Here is a 14,948-nt window from a genome sequence, read left to right as displayed (position 1 = left end):
GTCATTAGCCATTAGCAAATAAAAATCCTAAAGCCCAAATTGTGTAAAAAGAAATCATGCCAAGTACATTGAATGGACGGGTGCAAATCCAAATCCATGAGGATGAACAGCGCTCTCAAACTTTAACTCTCCAAACTCCATCTTATCCAACTGATGATTGGTCTGATGTTACTCAGGAATTAGTTGATAGCTTACCCCAAGTTTGGACAAGGGGATTGCTGTATTTTTTGTTGATTTTTACTGCGACTGCTTTGCCTTGGGCAATGCTGTTTAAAGTTGATGAAACAGGCAGTGCTAGGGGAAGACTGAAGCCTAAAGGAAAGACAGTTACGTTAGATACTGCCGTCTTAGGAACTGTTGCCTCAATTCCAGTGAAGGAAGGTGCAATAGTAAAACCTGGAGAGCCTGTATTAATATTGGATTCGCAATTAGTTCACGCCGACTTGCGTCAGGTAAAGGATAAATTGGAGGGACAATTCAATCGACTTTCGCAGTTGGAAATGTTGAAAAAACAGTTAATTATAGGTTTGGCAACTCAGCAACAACAAAATCAAGCACAAGAGTTAGAAAAACACGCTCAAATTGAACAGGTTAGTCAGAACTTGAGCGCTCTCAAAAATTCCTATGAACTACAAAAAGAAGAAAAATTTACCCAAGTCAATCAAGCAAAGCAAACTCTTAAGTACAATCAAACTGCAATTCCCTTAGCAGAGAGTGGTTTAACAAGTGCTCAGCAGGAGGTTGAACGTTATCGTCGGTTAAGCAAGGAAGGTATTGTTGCAGAAGTTCAAGTTATACAAAGACAAGATCTAGCTAAAGAAAGACAAAAGTTATACGAACAAAACAAGTCAGACATTGAGCAAGCTAAACTTAGATTGGCAGAACAAAGAAGTAATTATGAGCGGACTATTCGTCAAGCAAAAGCGGAGATTGAACAGGCATATTTGCGACTAAAGGAACAGCAAAGAAGTTATCAGACTCTGACTCATTCTCATAAGCTGGCTCTCTTAAAAAGTGAGGAACAGTTAAAAAATCTGGAGACAGAGATGATTACCATGAGGGCAGAAATAGATCAAAGTAAGAATGAGATAAAAACCTTACAATTACAGTTAGACCAAAGAGTATTAAAATCCCCTATAGCTGGTAGGGTGTATCAGTTGCCGATACAACGGGCTGGGGCTGTGGTGCAACCGGGAACAATGGTAGCAGAGATTGCACCCCTAAATGCGCCGCTCATTATTCGGGCGCAGATGGCAATAAGTGAGAGTGGTTCTTTGCGGAAAGGATTGCCTGTCAAGTTAAAGTTTGATGCTTATCCGTTTCAGGATCATGGAGTTGTAGAAGGAGAGATAGTAGAAATTTCTCCTACTGCAACAGAAGTAGAAACACCTAATGGAAAAGTAGCAGCTTATAACTTGGAAATCTCCCTGAAAAAGAATTGTATTCCCAAAGCTAATGATTGTATTCCTTTGCGTCCTGGAGATACAGCAACGGCTGAGGTCATTGTGCGCCAACGTCGGATTATTGATTTTCTGCTAGATCCGTTTAAGCAGTTACAACAGGGTGAGTTGAAATTGTAGGGGGTGCGTGGTATCGACCTTCCAATACGGTTCGGATAAGTACAGGACTTACGCAGCCTTAACAAATTTTCGGGTTTTTCAGCGTTGCATATCCCCCGAACCCCCTTAAAAAGGGGGCTTTGCGTAAGTCCTGATTTAATTGCGTTTACATAACAACAATGAACATCATGTTAGAAACTGTCACCATTACGAGCGAAGATATTATTCAACAACTGAAGCTATCTTGTAAAATTCCTGAGATTCTTAAAGAGGTTCTGACTCGTAAGGTTGTTGAGGAAGCCGCTAAAGAAGCTGGGATTGAGGTGAACGATGAAGCGCTCCAGAAGTCGGCAGACGCCTTTCGGTTAATCAATAAACTTACGAGTGCAGAAGAAACTTGGTTATGGCTGCAAAAACATTGTCTTTCCGTAGAAGATTTTGAACAAATCGCATACTTGAGTTTCACATCAGGACTGCTGGCAAAACATTTGTTTGCAGATAAAATTGAACCCTATTTCTTTGCTAACCAACTTGAGTATACTGGTGTGGTAATGTATGAGGTTATCTTAGATGATGAAGACTTGGCAATAGAACTTTACTATATGATTAAAGAAGGTGAGATAAGTTTTTATGATGTAGCTCACAAATATATTGAAGATACAGAATTACGTCGAAAATGTGGATATCGGGGGATAGTTTACCGGAAAGATTTGAAGCCCGAAATTTCTGCTGCTGTCTTTACTACCCATCAAAGAGAGCTTCTTAAGCCAATTGTGACATCTTCTGGAATCCATCTAATTCTTGTGGAGGAAATACTTCAGCCGCAATTAGATGAGAAGTTACGCAGTCAAATCCTTTCAGAGTTTTTTTCTGAATGGCTAAAACAAAAAATTCTTCAAGTAAAAGTTCTTCAAAAATTATAATAAGATAACTAAGTGGTTGCCCTCAGACCTCAGGCTTACTTACTTTTTACTGAGACAACCCTGCATATTAATACAACAAGATGCAGAATAATCTAACCATTAAATCTTAGAAATAAAGTGGAGGTTCTTCTTGAGCAGAATTTTATCCCTCAACTCTCAATACTCCTCGGTTAACGCTCGTTGAGGTGTCAGAAACCCGGTTTCTTAAAGAAACCGGGTTTCTGAGATTACTGTATCGGCGCTCTAGCCCTGTTGTAAAATTCAGCCCGAAATTTATTTCCGGGCTGAAAGCTAAAGCTTACTAGGCAAAGATTTTAACCCATTTTCATGGGTTTTAGCTTCAGAGATGAACTTGAGTTCAAGACACTTATAAAATCGCACCCACTAAGTTTTGTCCGATATTAGCGAGACCAGTATTGGTAGAACGACTGGTGTTAGCTTGACCAAGGATAGCAGTGTCTGCAAGATTAATTACAGGGGCTATTACTATTGTTATTCCACCTTTTGTTGCATCAAGCTCAGAATTTGTTAACTCTTGGATAGAGACAGCCTCAGCAGTCTGCAGTTGAGAGATTGTAATCTTAGCCATGTTGAAATGTACTCCAAGCTTTGGTGATTTGTCTTTGGGATTTGACGAATGCCTTTTTTATCCCCTTCTTATAATCTGTTACTGACTCTTCGATTTCAATACTTTCATCAATTCATAATGGAAAAAAATTACGGAGTTATCTGCATGCGAATTATCAACTAATGATTAACTTGCGAAAGCTATTGCTGTAAAAACCTAAAAATTTGAGAATTCTTTAAAAACACTTGTTTTTTAGGTAGATAATGAACACAGTTATGTCTCAAAAAGTTTTTCATCGTCTTCAGCAACCCTTATTTTGAAGTCATGAGAATTGTTTATACACTAGCCCTATGAGAAAATTCAGCCCGAAATTGATTTCCGGGCTGAGAGCTAAAGCTTAGTAGACAAAGATTTTAATTCGTTGTCGTGGGTTTTAGCTTCAAGGCTGAACTTAAGTTCAAGACACTTATAAAATCACGCCGAATAAGCTTTGTAGGATATCAGTGCCCACAGTATTGGTAGAACGACTAGTATCAGCTTGACCAGCGACAGCAGTGTTTGTAAGATTAAGGTTAGGGTTTAGTAGTGCTGTTAGACCACCTTTTGTGGCATCAAGCTCAGCATTTGTCAACTTTTGGATAGAGGCAGCATCAGCGGTCTGTAGTTGAGAAATTGTAATCTTAGCCATGTTGAAATGTACTCCAAGCTTTGGTGAATTGTCTTTGGGATTGGAGAATATCTTTTCTTATCCCCTTCCTATAATCTGTTACTTACTCTTATATTTCAAGGCTTTCATCAATTCATAATGGAAAAAACTTACGCAGTTTTATCCAGGAAATTTATCAAGAAATGATTAACTTGTGAAAGCTATTGCTGTCAAAATCAAAAAAATTGAATATTTTTTAAATATCCTTGTTTTTCATGCAGAAAATGAACATAATTATGTCTCAAAAAAAATCATCTAACAGCAAAAAAAACTTTAAATTGATGTCATTCTCTCCAAGCTATGAAAGATATCTCAATCCTAAATCATTCGTGAAAAGTGTGACCCCTGACTTTTCAAAGAAGTCGGGGATCTGGATAGCGTCAATTTTCACAAATTAGATAGTATAGCTATATTTAAAATAGTAACGTTAATATAGCAATCCTAAATCCTTCAGACACGCTACGCGAAAGTAAAAGGCGAGAAACCCGGTATCTTTGAGATACCGGGTTTCTGGGATTTCGCAATTTTTACAAATCAAATAGAATAGCTATGTTCAAAACACTTATGCAACCAAGCTCAATAAGCGTTGTAGGATATCAACGCCCACAGTATTGGTAGAACAACTGGTGTCAGCTTGACCAGCGAGAGCAGTGTTTGTAAGATTAAGGTTAGGGTTTAGTAGTGCTGTTAAACCACCTTTTGTGGCATCAAGCTCAGCATTTGTCAACTCTTGGATAGAGGCAGCATCAGCAGTTTGTAGTTGAGAAATTGTAATCTTAGCCATGTTGAAATGTACTCCAAGCTTTGGTGATGTGTCTTTGGGATGAGATGAATGTCTTTTCTTATCCCCTTTTTATAATCTGTTACTAACTCTTCGATTTCAAGGTTTTCGTCAATTCCTAATGGAAAAAAATTATGCAGTTATCTCTAGGAAATTTATCAAGGAATGATTAACTTGTGAAAGTTATTGCTGTCAAAAATTTAAAATTTAAAGATTCTTTAAAAGGGACTGTTTTTTTAAGTATATAATGAACACATTTATGTCTAAAATGTTTAGTTAAAAAAAAAGACTGTAGACTGATGTTATTACCTCCGCTTTTTAGATGAAAACGCAATCGTTTTGACCAAAGCAAAAGTTTAAAGGAAATCGAGCAGATTGGGGTTTCAATTAAAAAGATAAAAAAGAAAGAATTAATAATTTAAATTGTATAAAATTTAGCCTAAAGGTATTGTTTATACACTAGCCTCAAGACTACTTGGATAAGCGGAAATTAGAACCCCGATTTTTTGAATAAACCGGGGTTCTGACACTTCAATTATCGTAATCCCTTGCAGTATTGACACTAGAGCGTCGGTACAATAATCAAAAATGTTGCAAAAAACCCGGTTTCTCTCTGTGGTCAAGCTTGATATCTCGTATGCTCAACTTGAAGAAACCGGGTTTTTGTGATTTCTGTACCGATGCTCTAGCCTTATGAAAAAATTCAGCCCGAAATTGATTTTCGGGCTGAAAGCTAAAGCTTAGTGGACAAAGATTTTAATCAGTTGTCATGGGTTTTAGCTTCAGGGGCTGAACTTGAGTTCAAGACACTTATACAATCACGCCTAATAAGCTTTGTACAAGATTCTGACCTACAGTATTAGTAGAATTAAAGGTGTCAGCTTGACCACCAACAGCAGTGTTTGTAAGATTAACGACAGGGCCTAGTCCTACTACTATTCCACCTTTTGTTGCATTAATTTCAGAATTTGTTAATTCTTGCATAGAGGTAGCATCAGCGGTCTGTAGTTGAGAAATTGTAATCTTAGCCATGTTGAAATATACTCCAAGCTTTGGTTGTTTGTCTTTGGGGTTTGACGAATGTCTTTTCTTACCCTATTTCTATAATCTGTTACTGACTCTTAGATTTCAAGGCTTTCGTCAATTCATAATAGAAAAAAATCATGCATTTGTCTCTCAAGTAATTATTAAGTAATGATTAAGTTGTGAAAGTTATTGCTGTCAAACTCGAAAAATTTGAAGATTCTTTAAAAGCACTAGTTTGTTAGGCAGATAATGAACATAGTTATGTCTCAAAAAGTTTTTCATCTGACAGGTAATGCCATTTGGTATTTTAGATTTTGGATTGAGAGAGTTTTGCTTGGGCTTAATTTCACCCAACAATGTTAATATTGTTAATATGCACAGGCAAACTACTTAAGACTTACGCACTCACACGAAAGAAACTGGGTTTCTGAGCAAAGACTCATGGCTGAAACGACAGTTTTTGGTAAAGAAATCCGGTTTCTGCCTAAGTCCTGCTACTATTGAGCTAGTACTACAACGAGACTTTGACGAAGTAATGAAGGTTTTGAAAAGGCAGCTTTGCTGAGGGCAGAAGGCATGACAATCATAGTATCAAAAAACACACTTAGTTTCTGCCCTTTGCCTCCACCATACCTGCCTCCAAAGGGCTTGTAAGCGCTAGTTAAACATGCATAGCGATAGCTTCGCTAACGCCTTTAGGCGTTAGCGAAAAACTCATAGATGTTTATACACTATTCCTGTGAAAAAATTCAGCCCGAAATTGATTTTCGGGCTGAGAGCTAAAGCTTAGTGGACAAAGATTTTAACCCGTTTTCATGGGTTTTAGCTTCAGGGGTGAACTTTGAGTTCAAAAGACTTATGCAACTATGCCTAATAAGCTTTGTAAGAGATTCTTACCTACAGTATTGGTAGAACTACCTGTGTCAGCTTGACCAGCGATCGCAAGGTTTTTACTATTAATGACAGGGGATACTACTGCTGTTAGTCCACCTTTTGTGGCATCAAGCTCAGAATTTGTTAACTCTTGGATAGAGGTAGCATCAACGGTCTGTAGTTGAGAAATTGTAATCTTAGCCATGTTGAAATATACTCCCAGCTTTGGTTATTTGTCTTTGGGATTTGATGAATGTCTTTTCTTATCCCCTTCCTATAATCTGTTAGTGACTCTTCGATTTCAAGACTTTCATCAATTCCTAATCGAAAAAAATCCTGCAGTTATCTCTAGGGGAATTATCAAGGAATGATTAACTTGTGAAAACTCTTGCTGTCAAAACCGAAAAATTTAAAGATTGTTTAAAAGCACTTGTGTTTTAGGCAGATAATGAACATAGTTATGTCTCAAAAAGCTTTTCCTCTGATTGGTAAAAAATTGAGACTGGTGTCATTCCCTCTGCCTCATCATTCAATGTAGTGAAAAACTATGCCCATCGCAGGATGTTTTATCATTTCATGGCAACAGATGAAAGCCATCTCGTACCTGAATTCTGGCAAATACCAAAACGACCCTGGCTCAATATCAATCTACCTGTGCGGATTGATATTGAGCCAGGGTCAGCAAACTTTGTTTTTGTAGCTCCACCCTTGGGTGGGTTAAGGGGAATGTTTGCGCTGTCGTCCCACTTGCGTTTGTCTTCACGAAGCCTTATTTCTGAAGCTATGGAAATTGTTTACACACTATTCCTTTGATAAAATTCAGCCCAAAATTGATTTTCTGGGCTGATAGCAGAGCTGACTAGACAAAATTTTAAGCCGTTTTCATGGGTTTTAGCTTCAGTTCTGAACTTGAGTTCAAGAAACTTACTTATAATTTTACGCCTAATAGACCTTGTAAGGCATCCTTGAGCACCGTATTGGTAGAACCATAGGTGTCAGCTTGACCAGCGATCGCAGTGTTTTTAGCATTAACGACAGGGCTTAGTGCTAGTGTTAGTCCACCTTTTGTGGCATCAAGCTCAGCATTTGATAACTCTTGGATAGAAGCAGCATCAGCAGTCTGTAGTTGAGAAATTGTAATCTTAGCCATGTTGAAATGTACTCCAAGCTTTAGTGATTTGTTTTTGGGATTTGATAAATGTCTTGTTTTATCCCCTTCCTATAATCTGTTAGTGACTCTTCGATTTCAAGGCTTTCATCAATTCATAATGGAAAAAAATTATGTAGTTGTCTCCAGAGGAATTATCAAGGAATGATTAACTTGTGAAAGTTATTGCTGTCAAAATCTAAAGATTCCTTAAAAGTACTGATTTTTGAGATAGATAATGAACACAGTTATGTCTTAAAAAAATAATCCTTGTATGTTATTGACTTCTTTGTGTTTCGTCCGGATGGTCTATCTATCCCAATCGCGTTCCAAGTCATGAATCACTTTTTCGATATACCACTCTTCTGGCATGCCAGGATAGTTGTACTTTGCCTGGTCAATCAGCCGTTCGGCAATTTCCCAATGTCCGCCTACGAGTCTCAATAGACGCTGGCGTAGCAGATTGTTTGTTGCTTTTTTGGAATCAGAACCATATGAGTGAATTTTTTTAAGGCTATCTAAGACTTGTTGGTAATTTCCCCAGTCTTCTTTTTCACAAAACAGACTCGCTGCGTGCTGATAATCTTCAACGGCGCGATGCATTTCTTCTATGCAAGTATAAGCAATGCCGCGATTGTAGTAAGCTGTTGCATCATCGGGGTTTATTTGTATTGCTTGGGTATAATCTTTAATTGCACCAAGATGATTACCTATTGCTCGATAGACATTCCCTCTGGCAACATAGAGCATTGCATCCTGGGGTTCCATCTGGAGTGCTTGGTTAAAATCGGCGATCGCTCCAGTATGATCCCCTAAATGAAAGCGTGCTTTTCCCCGGTTGCGGTAGACAATGGCATCTTGAAAATTAAGTCGTAATGCTTGGTTGAAGTCTGAGATAGCATCCCGATAATTGCCCTGTTTGCATCGCACTACTCCTCGACAGCAGTAAGCTTGTGCATCAATAGGATCGACTTGCAATACCCAGTTCAAATCCTCCATCGCTTCTCGGGTGTCACCCTTTTCTGCTTTTTCCAGTAACTGCGCGAAATATTCTTTTTCTGATTTTAAGGGTGCAATTGTGCTACTTGGTTGCTTCACTGCAACGGGTTTTTCTTTTGGTTGTAACTGTTTAATCTTTTCCAGACATTGGCGACAGTTCTCTGTGTCTTTTTGCTCTAAATACAATTGGGCTGCTTTTTTAAAGTTAGCGATCGCATCTTGAACATATCCCTGTTTGCGAAGCACCGTTCCCCGCAAATGATAAGCAGCAGCATAATTAACATTGTGACGAATAGCTTGCTCTACATCCGCAAGCGCCCCTGGGAGATTTTTCAACAACATTCGTGCTAAGGCGCGGCAATAATATGCTTCCATACTCTGGGGATTAAGCGCGATCGCTTCTGTAAAGTCAGAAACCGCCTTATGTATTTCTCCCAAGTCATAGTACGCTAAGCCTCGTCGATAATACGCTTCAGCAAAGTAAGGTGCTAGCTGCAAAGCACGGGTAAATTCCTCAATGGCTACAGCGTAATCTTTTTGCTTGGCTTTTTCTATTCCCTTATTATAAGATTCGTCATTCATAGGTTTGTTAAAAGGAGAAAGTATCAAGAGTCAAGGCTGAGTTGAAGAAATCCTTTATACTTTATACTTCAGTCTTGAATTCACTCATTTCCAATTTTCGTTGAAACAGAACAAATCTGCCACTATGGACTACCTCTATCGCTATCCACCCTTGTACCCCGGTATTTTGCTGAAACGCTACAAGCGGTTTTTTGCCGACGTTGAACTTGCGGATGGTGAGGTTGTCACAGCCCACTGTCCAAATACGGGACCAATGACAGGCGTTTGTACTCCTGGTAGTCTAGTGCAGCTTTCCTACAGCGATCGTCCTAATCGTAAATTGTCCTATACCTGGGAAATGATTCAGGTACATGACAATGAGCCAACTTGGGTAGGTATAAATACAATATTGCCCAACAGGATAACTAAGTTAGCTTTAGAAAAATGTCTTTTTCCTGAATTAGGCAAATATGACTATATCCTTACCGAAGTTACATATGGCCAAGACAAAAAAAGCCGTGTGGATTTTCTCCTATATGAATCAATAGAAAACCAAAACACCGTTCTATCTGGCGACTCTTTAGCAAGAAAGCGGGAATTGCTACTTGCTCAAAGCACTCATCAAATTTATCTTGAAGTTAAAAATACAACCTTGGCACAGGGCAAATTAGCCTTATTTCCTGATACAGAAACAACACGAGGACAAAAACACCTTCGGGAATTGATGCTACTTACGCCTCAACACCGTGCAGTTATGCTTTACTTTGTCAACAGAGGCGATTGCACGGGATTTTCTCCTGGTGATGTTGCAGATCCTATCTATGGAAAATTGTTACGAGATGCTATCAACGTTGGCTTAGAAATTTTACCTTGTCGATTTGAAACAACTCCAGAAGGAGTACGTTATTTAGGTTTGGCAGAATGCAAGTTTTGAACAAGAATGCTGAGTGCAGTCCCTACCTAAAAATACTATAAAAATATCTACATTTTAGGTAGGGACTGCACTAGGCAAGAAAAAATGGGGCAGCCTTCTTGAGATTGTAAGCCCTAATGCAGATTGTAAAGTTGTTTATAAGGCTGCCCCATTTTTTAAGAGCTTGAACCCCGGTTAGCGAAGCCAGCATAAAAATACGAAGTATTTATTGTAAATTTTCTTGATTTTGTACGTATTCAATAAGCTTTTCTAAAGGGGCTTGAGCGCCAACGCTAATAATAGCGTAACTACCAGACCAAAACTGAGGTTTATTCCCCCGGAGTGCGATCGCACCGAAAAACAAAACCTCCGACGCTACAAGCAATGTGCAACACTTACCCAGTGTTGTATAAAGGTCAGCAAGTTAAGTATCGACAAAATTATCAGCTAGTTGATCTTAAAGTTTGGTCGGGAACTGATTGGATATGGATTAATTGCATCCCTGTTAAGAAACATGGTTTAAATCGCCATTTAATTGATGGTAATAAGATAAAATCACCTGCAATGGTTGTTAACAAACATACTTGTCAACTGTCTATGCCTATTGAGGTTAAGAAAGTTGACTTACCTGAAAAGACGTTTGTGTGCAGCGTTGACATGGGTATTAACAATGCTGCAACAGCATCCATAGTTGGTCGTGACGGTACTGTAAAAGCTCGAAAATTTATTAATCCGAGCCAAGACATAGACCGAAGAGACAAACGACGGATGATGATTGCTCATAAGGCTAAACAAACAAGGAATATTACAAAGTCGGATTTACCCAAGGGTTTTTGTAAAAGACTTCAACGCAAGTCCTCCAATATTAATCTTCAAATATCAAAAACAGTTTCCAAATCTATTGTTGAGTTTGCGAAAACCCACAATGCCAAGGTTATTGTATTTGAGAACCTAGAAGGATGGAAAGCGAAGGGTGGGAGAAGAAAATCTTTACAAAAACAAAAGTTTCATCTCTGGTGTCACAGAAAAATTGTTGAGCTAGTGACAAATAGATGGACGGAATTGGGAGGGACAATTGTTTTTATCAACCCAAAATATACGAGCGCATACGCTTATGACGGTAGCGGTAAAGTCAAAAGAGATAAAGTAAATTATTCTTTGTGTTGTTTTACGACAGGGAAAAGATACCACTCTGACTTAAACGCTTCATATAACATTGCTGCTCGTTATTGGTATGCAGTCATTATGGGTGATAACAGTTATTCTAGAGTGTTCGTTCGCGCAAGCGTCTCCGAAGGAGAGGGCAAAAGTTCCCACGACACACAGAGGACGCCTGTAACTCTGGGTACGCTACGTAGTCTTTTGGCTGCATAGCGAAGGAATCCTCATCTATACCGCTCTTGTTAGATGGGGTGCGTTCAAATTTAGCTAAATCCAAGCATAAGCCTCTCACTCGCCCGCAGTTATCTATAACTCATCAATCACTTGAGTCATTTGAATTGGAAAACAACAAAGCCCCCTTCCTAAGTGTAAGGAAGAGGGCTGTTGTTGTAAATATAAACCTGGCACCGAGCTATTTTCGCGGGCAGCAACCCGCCAACTATCGTCGCCGCATCAATGTTTCACAACTGAGTTCGGGATGGGGTCAGAGTGGATCCACCGAGCCATAGGCACCAGGTAAGACAGTGAGCAGTGACCAGTGAGCAGTGACCAGTAAAGAAAGTTTACTCAGATCGCTGTGAAGATTTCGCATCACTGATCGCTCAATCAAAACCCTGAAGACTGCACAGAAACGCGAATTGAAGCCATGACAGCGAACATTAACCATAACTCAGTTCTTCACTGGTCACTGGTCACTGGTCACTGGTCACTGAACAGAGGTCAAGACCTCGGTCTGTTAGGACAGCTTGGCTAAATACATTACTGTATGTACACCGACTGCCTATGAACAGGTGTTCTACCTGTGACCTTAACTACTTATAGTAGTGAGAGCACTCATCTTGAGGTGGGCTTCCCACTTAGATGCTTTCAGCGGTTATCCGCTCCGCACATGGCTACCCAGCGTCTACCATGGGCATGATAACTGGTACACCAGCGGTGCGTTCCTCCCGGTCCTCTCGTACTAAGGAGGACTCCTCTCAATGCTCTAACGCCTGCACCGGATATGGACCGAACTGTCTCACGACGTTCTGAACCCAGCTCACGTACCGCTTTAATGGGCGAACAGCCCAACCCTTGGGACGTACTTCCGCCCCAGGTTGCGATGAGCCGACATCGAGGTGCCAAACCTCCCCGTCGATGTGGACTCTTGGGGGAGATCAGCCTGTTATCCCTAGAGTAACTTTTATCCGTTGAGCGACGGCCATTCCATTCTGCGCCGTCGGATCACTAAGACCGTGTTTCCACCCTGTTCGAGTTGTAACTCTTACAGTCAAGCTCCCTTATTGCCTTTACACTCAACGCACGGTTTCCAAGCGTGCTGAGGGAACCTTTGTGCGCCTCCGTTACCTTTTAGGAGGCGACCGCCCCAGTCAAACTGCCCATCTGAAACTGTCTCCCGATTGGATTCACAATCGTGGGTTAGAATCCTAGCTTCGCTAGAGTGGTATCTCACCGTTGGCTCCATACTCCCCACAAGGAATACTTCTACGCCTCCCACCTATGCTGCGCAAGCCAAGCCCGGACCCAATTCCAGACTACAGTAAAGCTTCATAGGGTCTTTCTGTCCTGGTGCAGGTAGTCCGTATCTTCACAGACATTCCTATTTCGCCGAGTCTCTCTCTGAGACACCATCCAGATCGTTACGCCTTTCGTGCGGGTCGGAACTTACCCGACAAGGAATTTCGCTACCTTAGGACCGTTATAGTTACGGCCGCCGTTCACCGGGGCTTCAGTCGTCAGCTTCAAAGTTTCCTCCTGACCAACTTCCTTAACCTTCCGGCACTGGGCAGGCGTCAGCCCCCATACTTCCAATTGCTTGTTTGCGGAGACCTGTGTTTTTGGTAAACAGTCGCCTGGATCTCTTCACTGCGGCCAGCTCTCGCTGGCACCCCTTCTTCCGAAGTTACGGGGCCATTTTGCCGAGTTCCTTAGAGAGAGTTATCTCGCGCCCCTGAGTTTTCTCAACTTCCCCACCTGTGTCGGTTTCGAGTACGGGTTTGATGCTTTCATCATCGACAGAGCTTTTCTTGGCACTATCCTTCACAACTCGGCATCCTTAGACACCTCCCAATCCATTCAGGGCGTTGCTTTCTTTCATGCGTCTTCTGCCGACTCCCACTTCAAAGTGAGGGATTGTTCACCCTCTGTCCATCGACTACGCTTTTCAGCCTCGCCTTAGGTCCCGACTAACCCAGAGTGGACGAACCTGCCTCTGGAACCCTTGGGGTTTCGGGGCTAGGGATTCTTACCCTAGTTTGCGCTACTCAAGCCGACATTCTCACTTCCGTCTCGTCCACAGCTGCTTGCCGCTACTGCTTCTACCGAAGACGGAACGCTCCCCTACCAGTTCAGTTCAACAGTGACCAGTGAGCAGTGACCATTTTTTTCTTTCTGGTCACTGTTCACTGGTTACTGGTCACTGAAATCCACAGCTTCGGTACATCTCTTAGTCCCATTCATTTTCGGCGCAGGAGCGCTTGACCAGTGAGCTATTACGCACTCTTTCAAGGATGGCTGCTTCTAGGCAAACCTCCTGGTTGTCTATGCACTCCCACCTCCTTTACCACTTAGAGATGATTTTGGGACCTTAGCTGGTGGTCTGGGCTGTTTCCCTCTTGACGATGAAGCTTATCCCCCACCGTCTCACTGGTAACTTTACCACTGAGTATTCAGAGTTTATCTCGATTTGGTACCGGTCTCCCAGCCCGCACCGAAATAGTGCTTTACCCCTCAGTTTTTTCTGTTACCGCTGCGCCTCAACACATTTCGGGGAGAACCAGCTAGCTCCGAGTTCGATTGGCATTTCACCCCTAACCACACCTCATCCGCCGATTTTTCAACATCGGTCGGTTCGGACCTCCACTTGGTTTTACCCAAGCTTCATCCTGGACATGGTTAGATCACCCGGGTTCGGGTCTATAAATACTGATCATACGCCCTGTTCAGACTCGCTTTCGCTTTGGCTTCATCTGTGACTTAACCTACCAGTACCTATAACTCGCCGGCTCATTCTTCAACAGGCACGCGGTCATCCGTTGAATCGGACTCCCACTGCTTGTAGGCTAACGGTTTCATGTTCTATTTCACTCCCCTCGACGGGGTTCTTTTCACCTTTCCCTCGCGGTACTTGTTCACTATCGGTCACACAGTAGTATTTAGCCTTACGAGATGGTCCTCGCTGATTCACATGGGATTCCTCGTGCCCCATGCTACTCGGGATGAAGCTACTATCCTTGAGTTTTTGACTACAGGACTTTCACCTTCTCTGGTGCAGTATTTCGCTGCTTCGTCTAACCGCTAGATTCGATCTTGCTTTCCCACAACCCCAAACTGCATGCAATTTGGTTTAGGCTCTTCCCCTTTCGCTCACCACTACTCAGGGAATCTCTGTTGATTTCTTTTCCTCCAGCTACTAAGATGTTTCAATTCACTGGGTTCGCTACTTTCGTTTATTGGGTTGCCCCATTCGGACATCTCCGGCTCGATGCTTGCTTCCAGCTCCCCGGAGCTTTTCGTTGGTAACCACGTCCTTCTTCGCCTCTGTGTGCCTAGGTATCCACCATTAGCCCTGATTCTCTTGACCACTTTTTGGCTTTCTCAAGTTCACTGACCAATTCTCAGTTCTCAGTTTGACAACAATTTCTCACTGGTCACTGGTCACTGGTCACTAACTTATCGCGTCTCTATGCAGTTTTCAAGGTTCTGGCTGGTTTTTTCCCCAGCAGTCTGAT

13 protein-coding genes and 2 rRNA genes are annotated in these 14,948 nt (G+C 41.5%); 5 read left to right on the top strand and 10 right to left on the bottom strand.

Annotation, left to right across the window (positions count from 1 at the left end; genetic code table 11):
- Positions 1 to 56 precede the first annotated feature (56 nt).
- Both WA1_RS42960 and WA1_RS42955 read left to right on the top strand, forming a co-directional pair.
- Positions 57 to 1,580: a beta-barrel domain-containing protein gene (locus tag WA1_RS42960; RefSeq protein ID WP_017748219.1), complete on the top strand. Its 1,524-nt coding sequence runs from the start codon at positions 57 to 59 to the stop codon at positions 1,578 to 1,580.
- A gap of 167 nt (positions 1,581 to 1,747) precedes the next feature.
- Entirely contained in the window at positions 1,748 to 2,482 is a 735-nt protein-coding gene (locus tag WA1_RS42955) for a peptidylprolyl isomerase (RefSeq protein ID WP_017748218.1), read from the top strand.
- 367 nt (positions 2,483 to 2,849) lie between these two features.
- Here the strand turns inward: WA1_RS42955 and WA1_RS42950 are convergent, their stop codons facing one another.
- From WA1_RS42950 to WA1_RS42930, 5 genes are all read right to left on the bottom strand, one after another.
- The gene (locus WA1_RS42950; RefSeq protein ID WP_017748217.1) at positions 2,850 to 3,071 is read right to left on the bottom strand and encodes a hypothetical protein; all 222 of its coding nucleotides are present in this window, start codon (positions 3,069 to 3,071) and stop codon (positions 2,850 to 2,852) included.
- Positions 3,072 to 3,516: 445 nt separating this feature from the next.
- Positions 3,517 to 3,738, bottom strand: a complete 222-nt coding sequence (locus tag WA1_RS42945) for a hypothetical protein (RefSeq protein ID WP_017748216.1) — start codon at positions 3,736 to 3,738, stop codon at positions 3,517 to 3,519.
- A gap of 580 nt (positions 3,739 to 4,318) precedes the next feature.
- A complete protein-coding gene (locus WA1_RS42940) occupies positions 4,319 to 4,540 on the bottom strand; it encodes a hypothetical protein (protein ID WP_017748214.1) in 222 nt (73 codons plus the stop codon).
- An 807-nt stretch (positions 4,541 to 5,347) separates the two neighbouring features.
- Entirely contained in the window at positions 5,348 to 5,569 is a 222-nt protein-coding gene (locus WA1_RS42935) for a hypothetical protein (protein WP_017748213.1), read from the bottom strand.
- Between the two features lie 850 nt (positions 5,570 to 6,419).
- Entirely contained in the window at positions 6,420 to 6,641 is a 222-nt protein-coding gene (locus WA1_RS42930; protein WP_017748212.1) for a hypothetical protein, read from the bottom strand.
- Between the two features lie 371 nt (positions 6,642 to 7,012).
- On the opposite strand from WA1_RS42930, the gene WA1_RS42925 reads away from it, so the two are divergent.
- Positions 7,013 to 7,249, top strand: a complete 237-nt coding sequence (locus tag WA1_RS42925; RefSeq protein WP_017748206.1) for a hypothetical protein — start codon at positions 7,013 to 7,015, stop codon at positions 7,247 to 7,249.
- Positions 7,250 to 7,364: 115 nt separating this feature from the next.
- Here WA1_RS42925 and WA1_RS42920 read toward each other — a convergent pair whose 3' ends face one another.
- Together WA1_RS42920 and WA1_RS42915 are read right to left on the bottom strand one after the other, a co-directional pair.
- On the bottom strand, positions 7,365 to 7,586 hold the full coding sequence (locus WA1_RS42920) for a hypothetical protein (RefSeq protein ID WP_017748205.1): 222 nt from the start codon (positions 7,584 to 7,586) through the stop codon (positions 7,365 to 7,367).
- A gap of 306 nt (positions 7,587 to 7,892) precedes the next feature.
- Positions 7,893 to 9,164, bottom strand: a complete 1,272-nt coding sequence (locus tag WA1_RS42915) for a tetratricopeptide repeat protein (RefSeq protein ID WP_017748203.1) — start codon at positions 9,162 to 9,164, stop codon at positions 7,893 to 7,895.
- A 124-nt stretch (positions 9,165 to 9,288) separates the two neighbouring features.
- Here WA1_RS42915 and sfsA point away from each other — a divergent pair, with 124 nt between their 5' ends.
- Positions 9,289 to 10,077 (top strand): DNA/RNA nuclease SfsA, encoded by a 789-nt coding sequence (gene sfsA / locus WA1_RS42910; protein ID WP_017748202.1) that lies wholly within the window; start codon positions 9,289 to 9,291, stop codon positions 10,075 to 10,077.
- Positions 10,078 to 10,282: 205 nt separating this feature from the next.
- Here the strand turns inward: sfsA and WA1_RS56145 are convergent, their stop codons facing one another.
- A complete protein-coding gene (locus WA1_RS56145) occupies positions 10,283 to 10,441 on the bottom strand; it encodes a transposase (RefSeq protein WP_017748201.1) in 159 nt (52 codons plus the stop codon).
- On the opposite strand from WA1_RS56145, the gene WA1_RS42905 reads away from it, so the two are divergent.
- Complete coding sequence (locus tag WA1_RS42905; protein WP_017748200.1) at positions 10,441 to 11,430, top strand: IS200/IS605 family accessory protein TnpB-related protein; 990 nt, start codon at positions 10,441 to 10,443, stop codon at positions 11,428 to 11,430. The genes WA1_RS56145 and WA1_RS42905 overlap by 1 nt on opposite strands.
- A gap of 186 nt (positions 11,431 to 11,616) precedes the next feature.
- Here WA1_RS42905 and rrf read toward each other — a convergent pair.
- Together rrf and WA1_RS42895 are read right to left on the bottom strand one after the other, a co-directional pair.
- Positions 11,617 to 11,734: ribosomal RNA gene (gene rrf / locus WA1_RS42900) — 5S ribosomal RNA — on the bottom strand.
- A gap of 199 nt (positions 11,735 to 11,933) precedes the next feature.
- Positions 11,934 to 14,800, bottom strand: a 23S ribosomal RNA gene (locus WA1_RS42895).
- Positions 14,801 to 14,948: the final 148 nt, after the last annotated feature.

Source organism: Scytonema hofmannii PCC 7110 (assembly GCF_000346485.2).
In the GTDB taxonomy this organism is placed as follows: Bacteria; Cyanobacteriota; Cyanobacteriia; order Cyanobacteriales; family Nostocaceae; genus Scytonema; species Scytonema hofmannii.
This window is presented reverse-complemented; position numbering and strand designations above follow the sequence as displayed.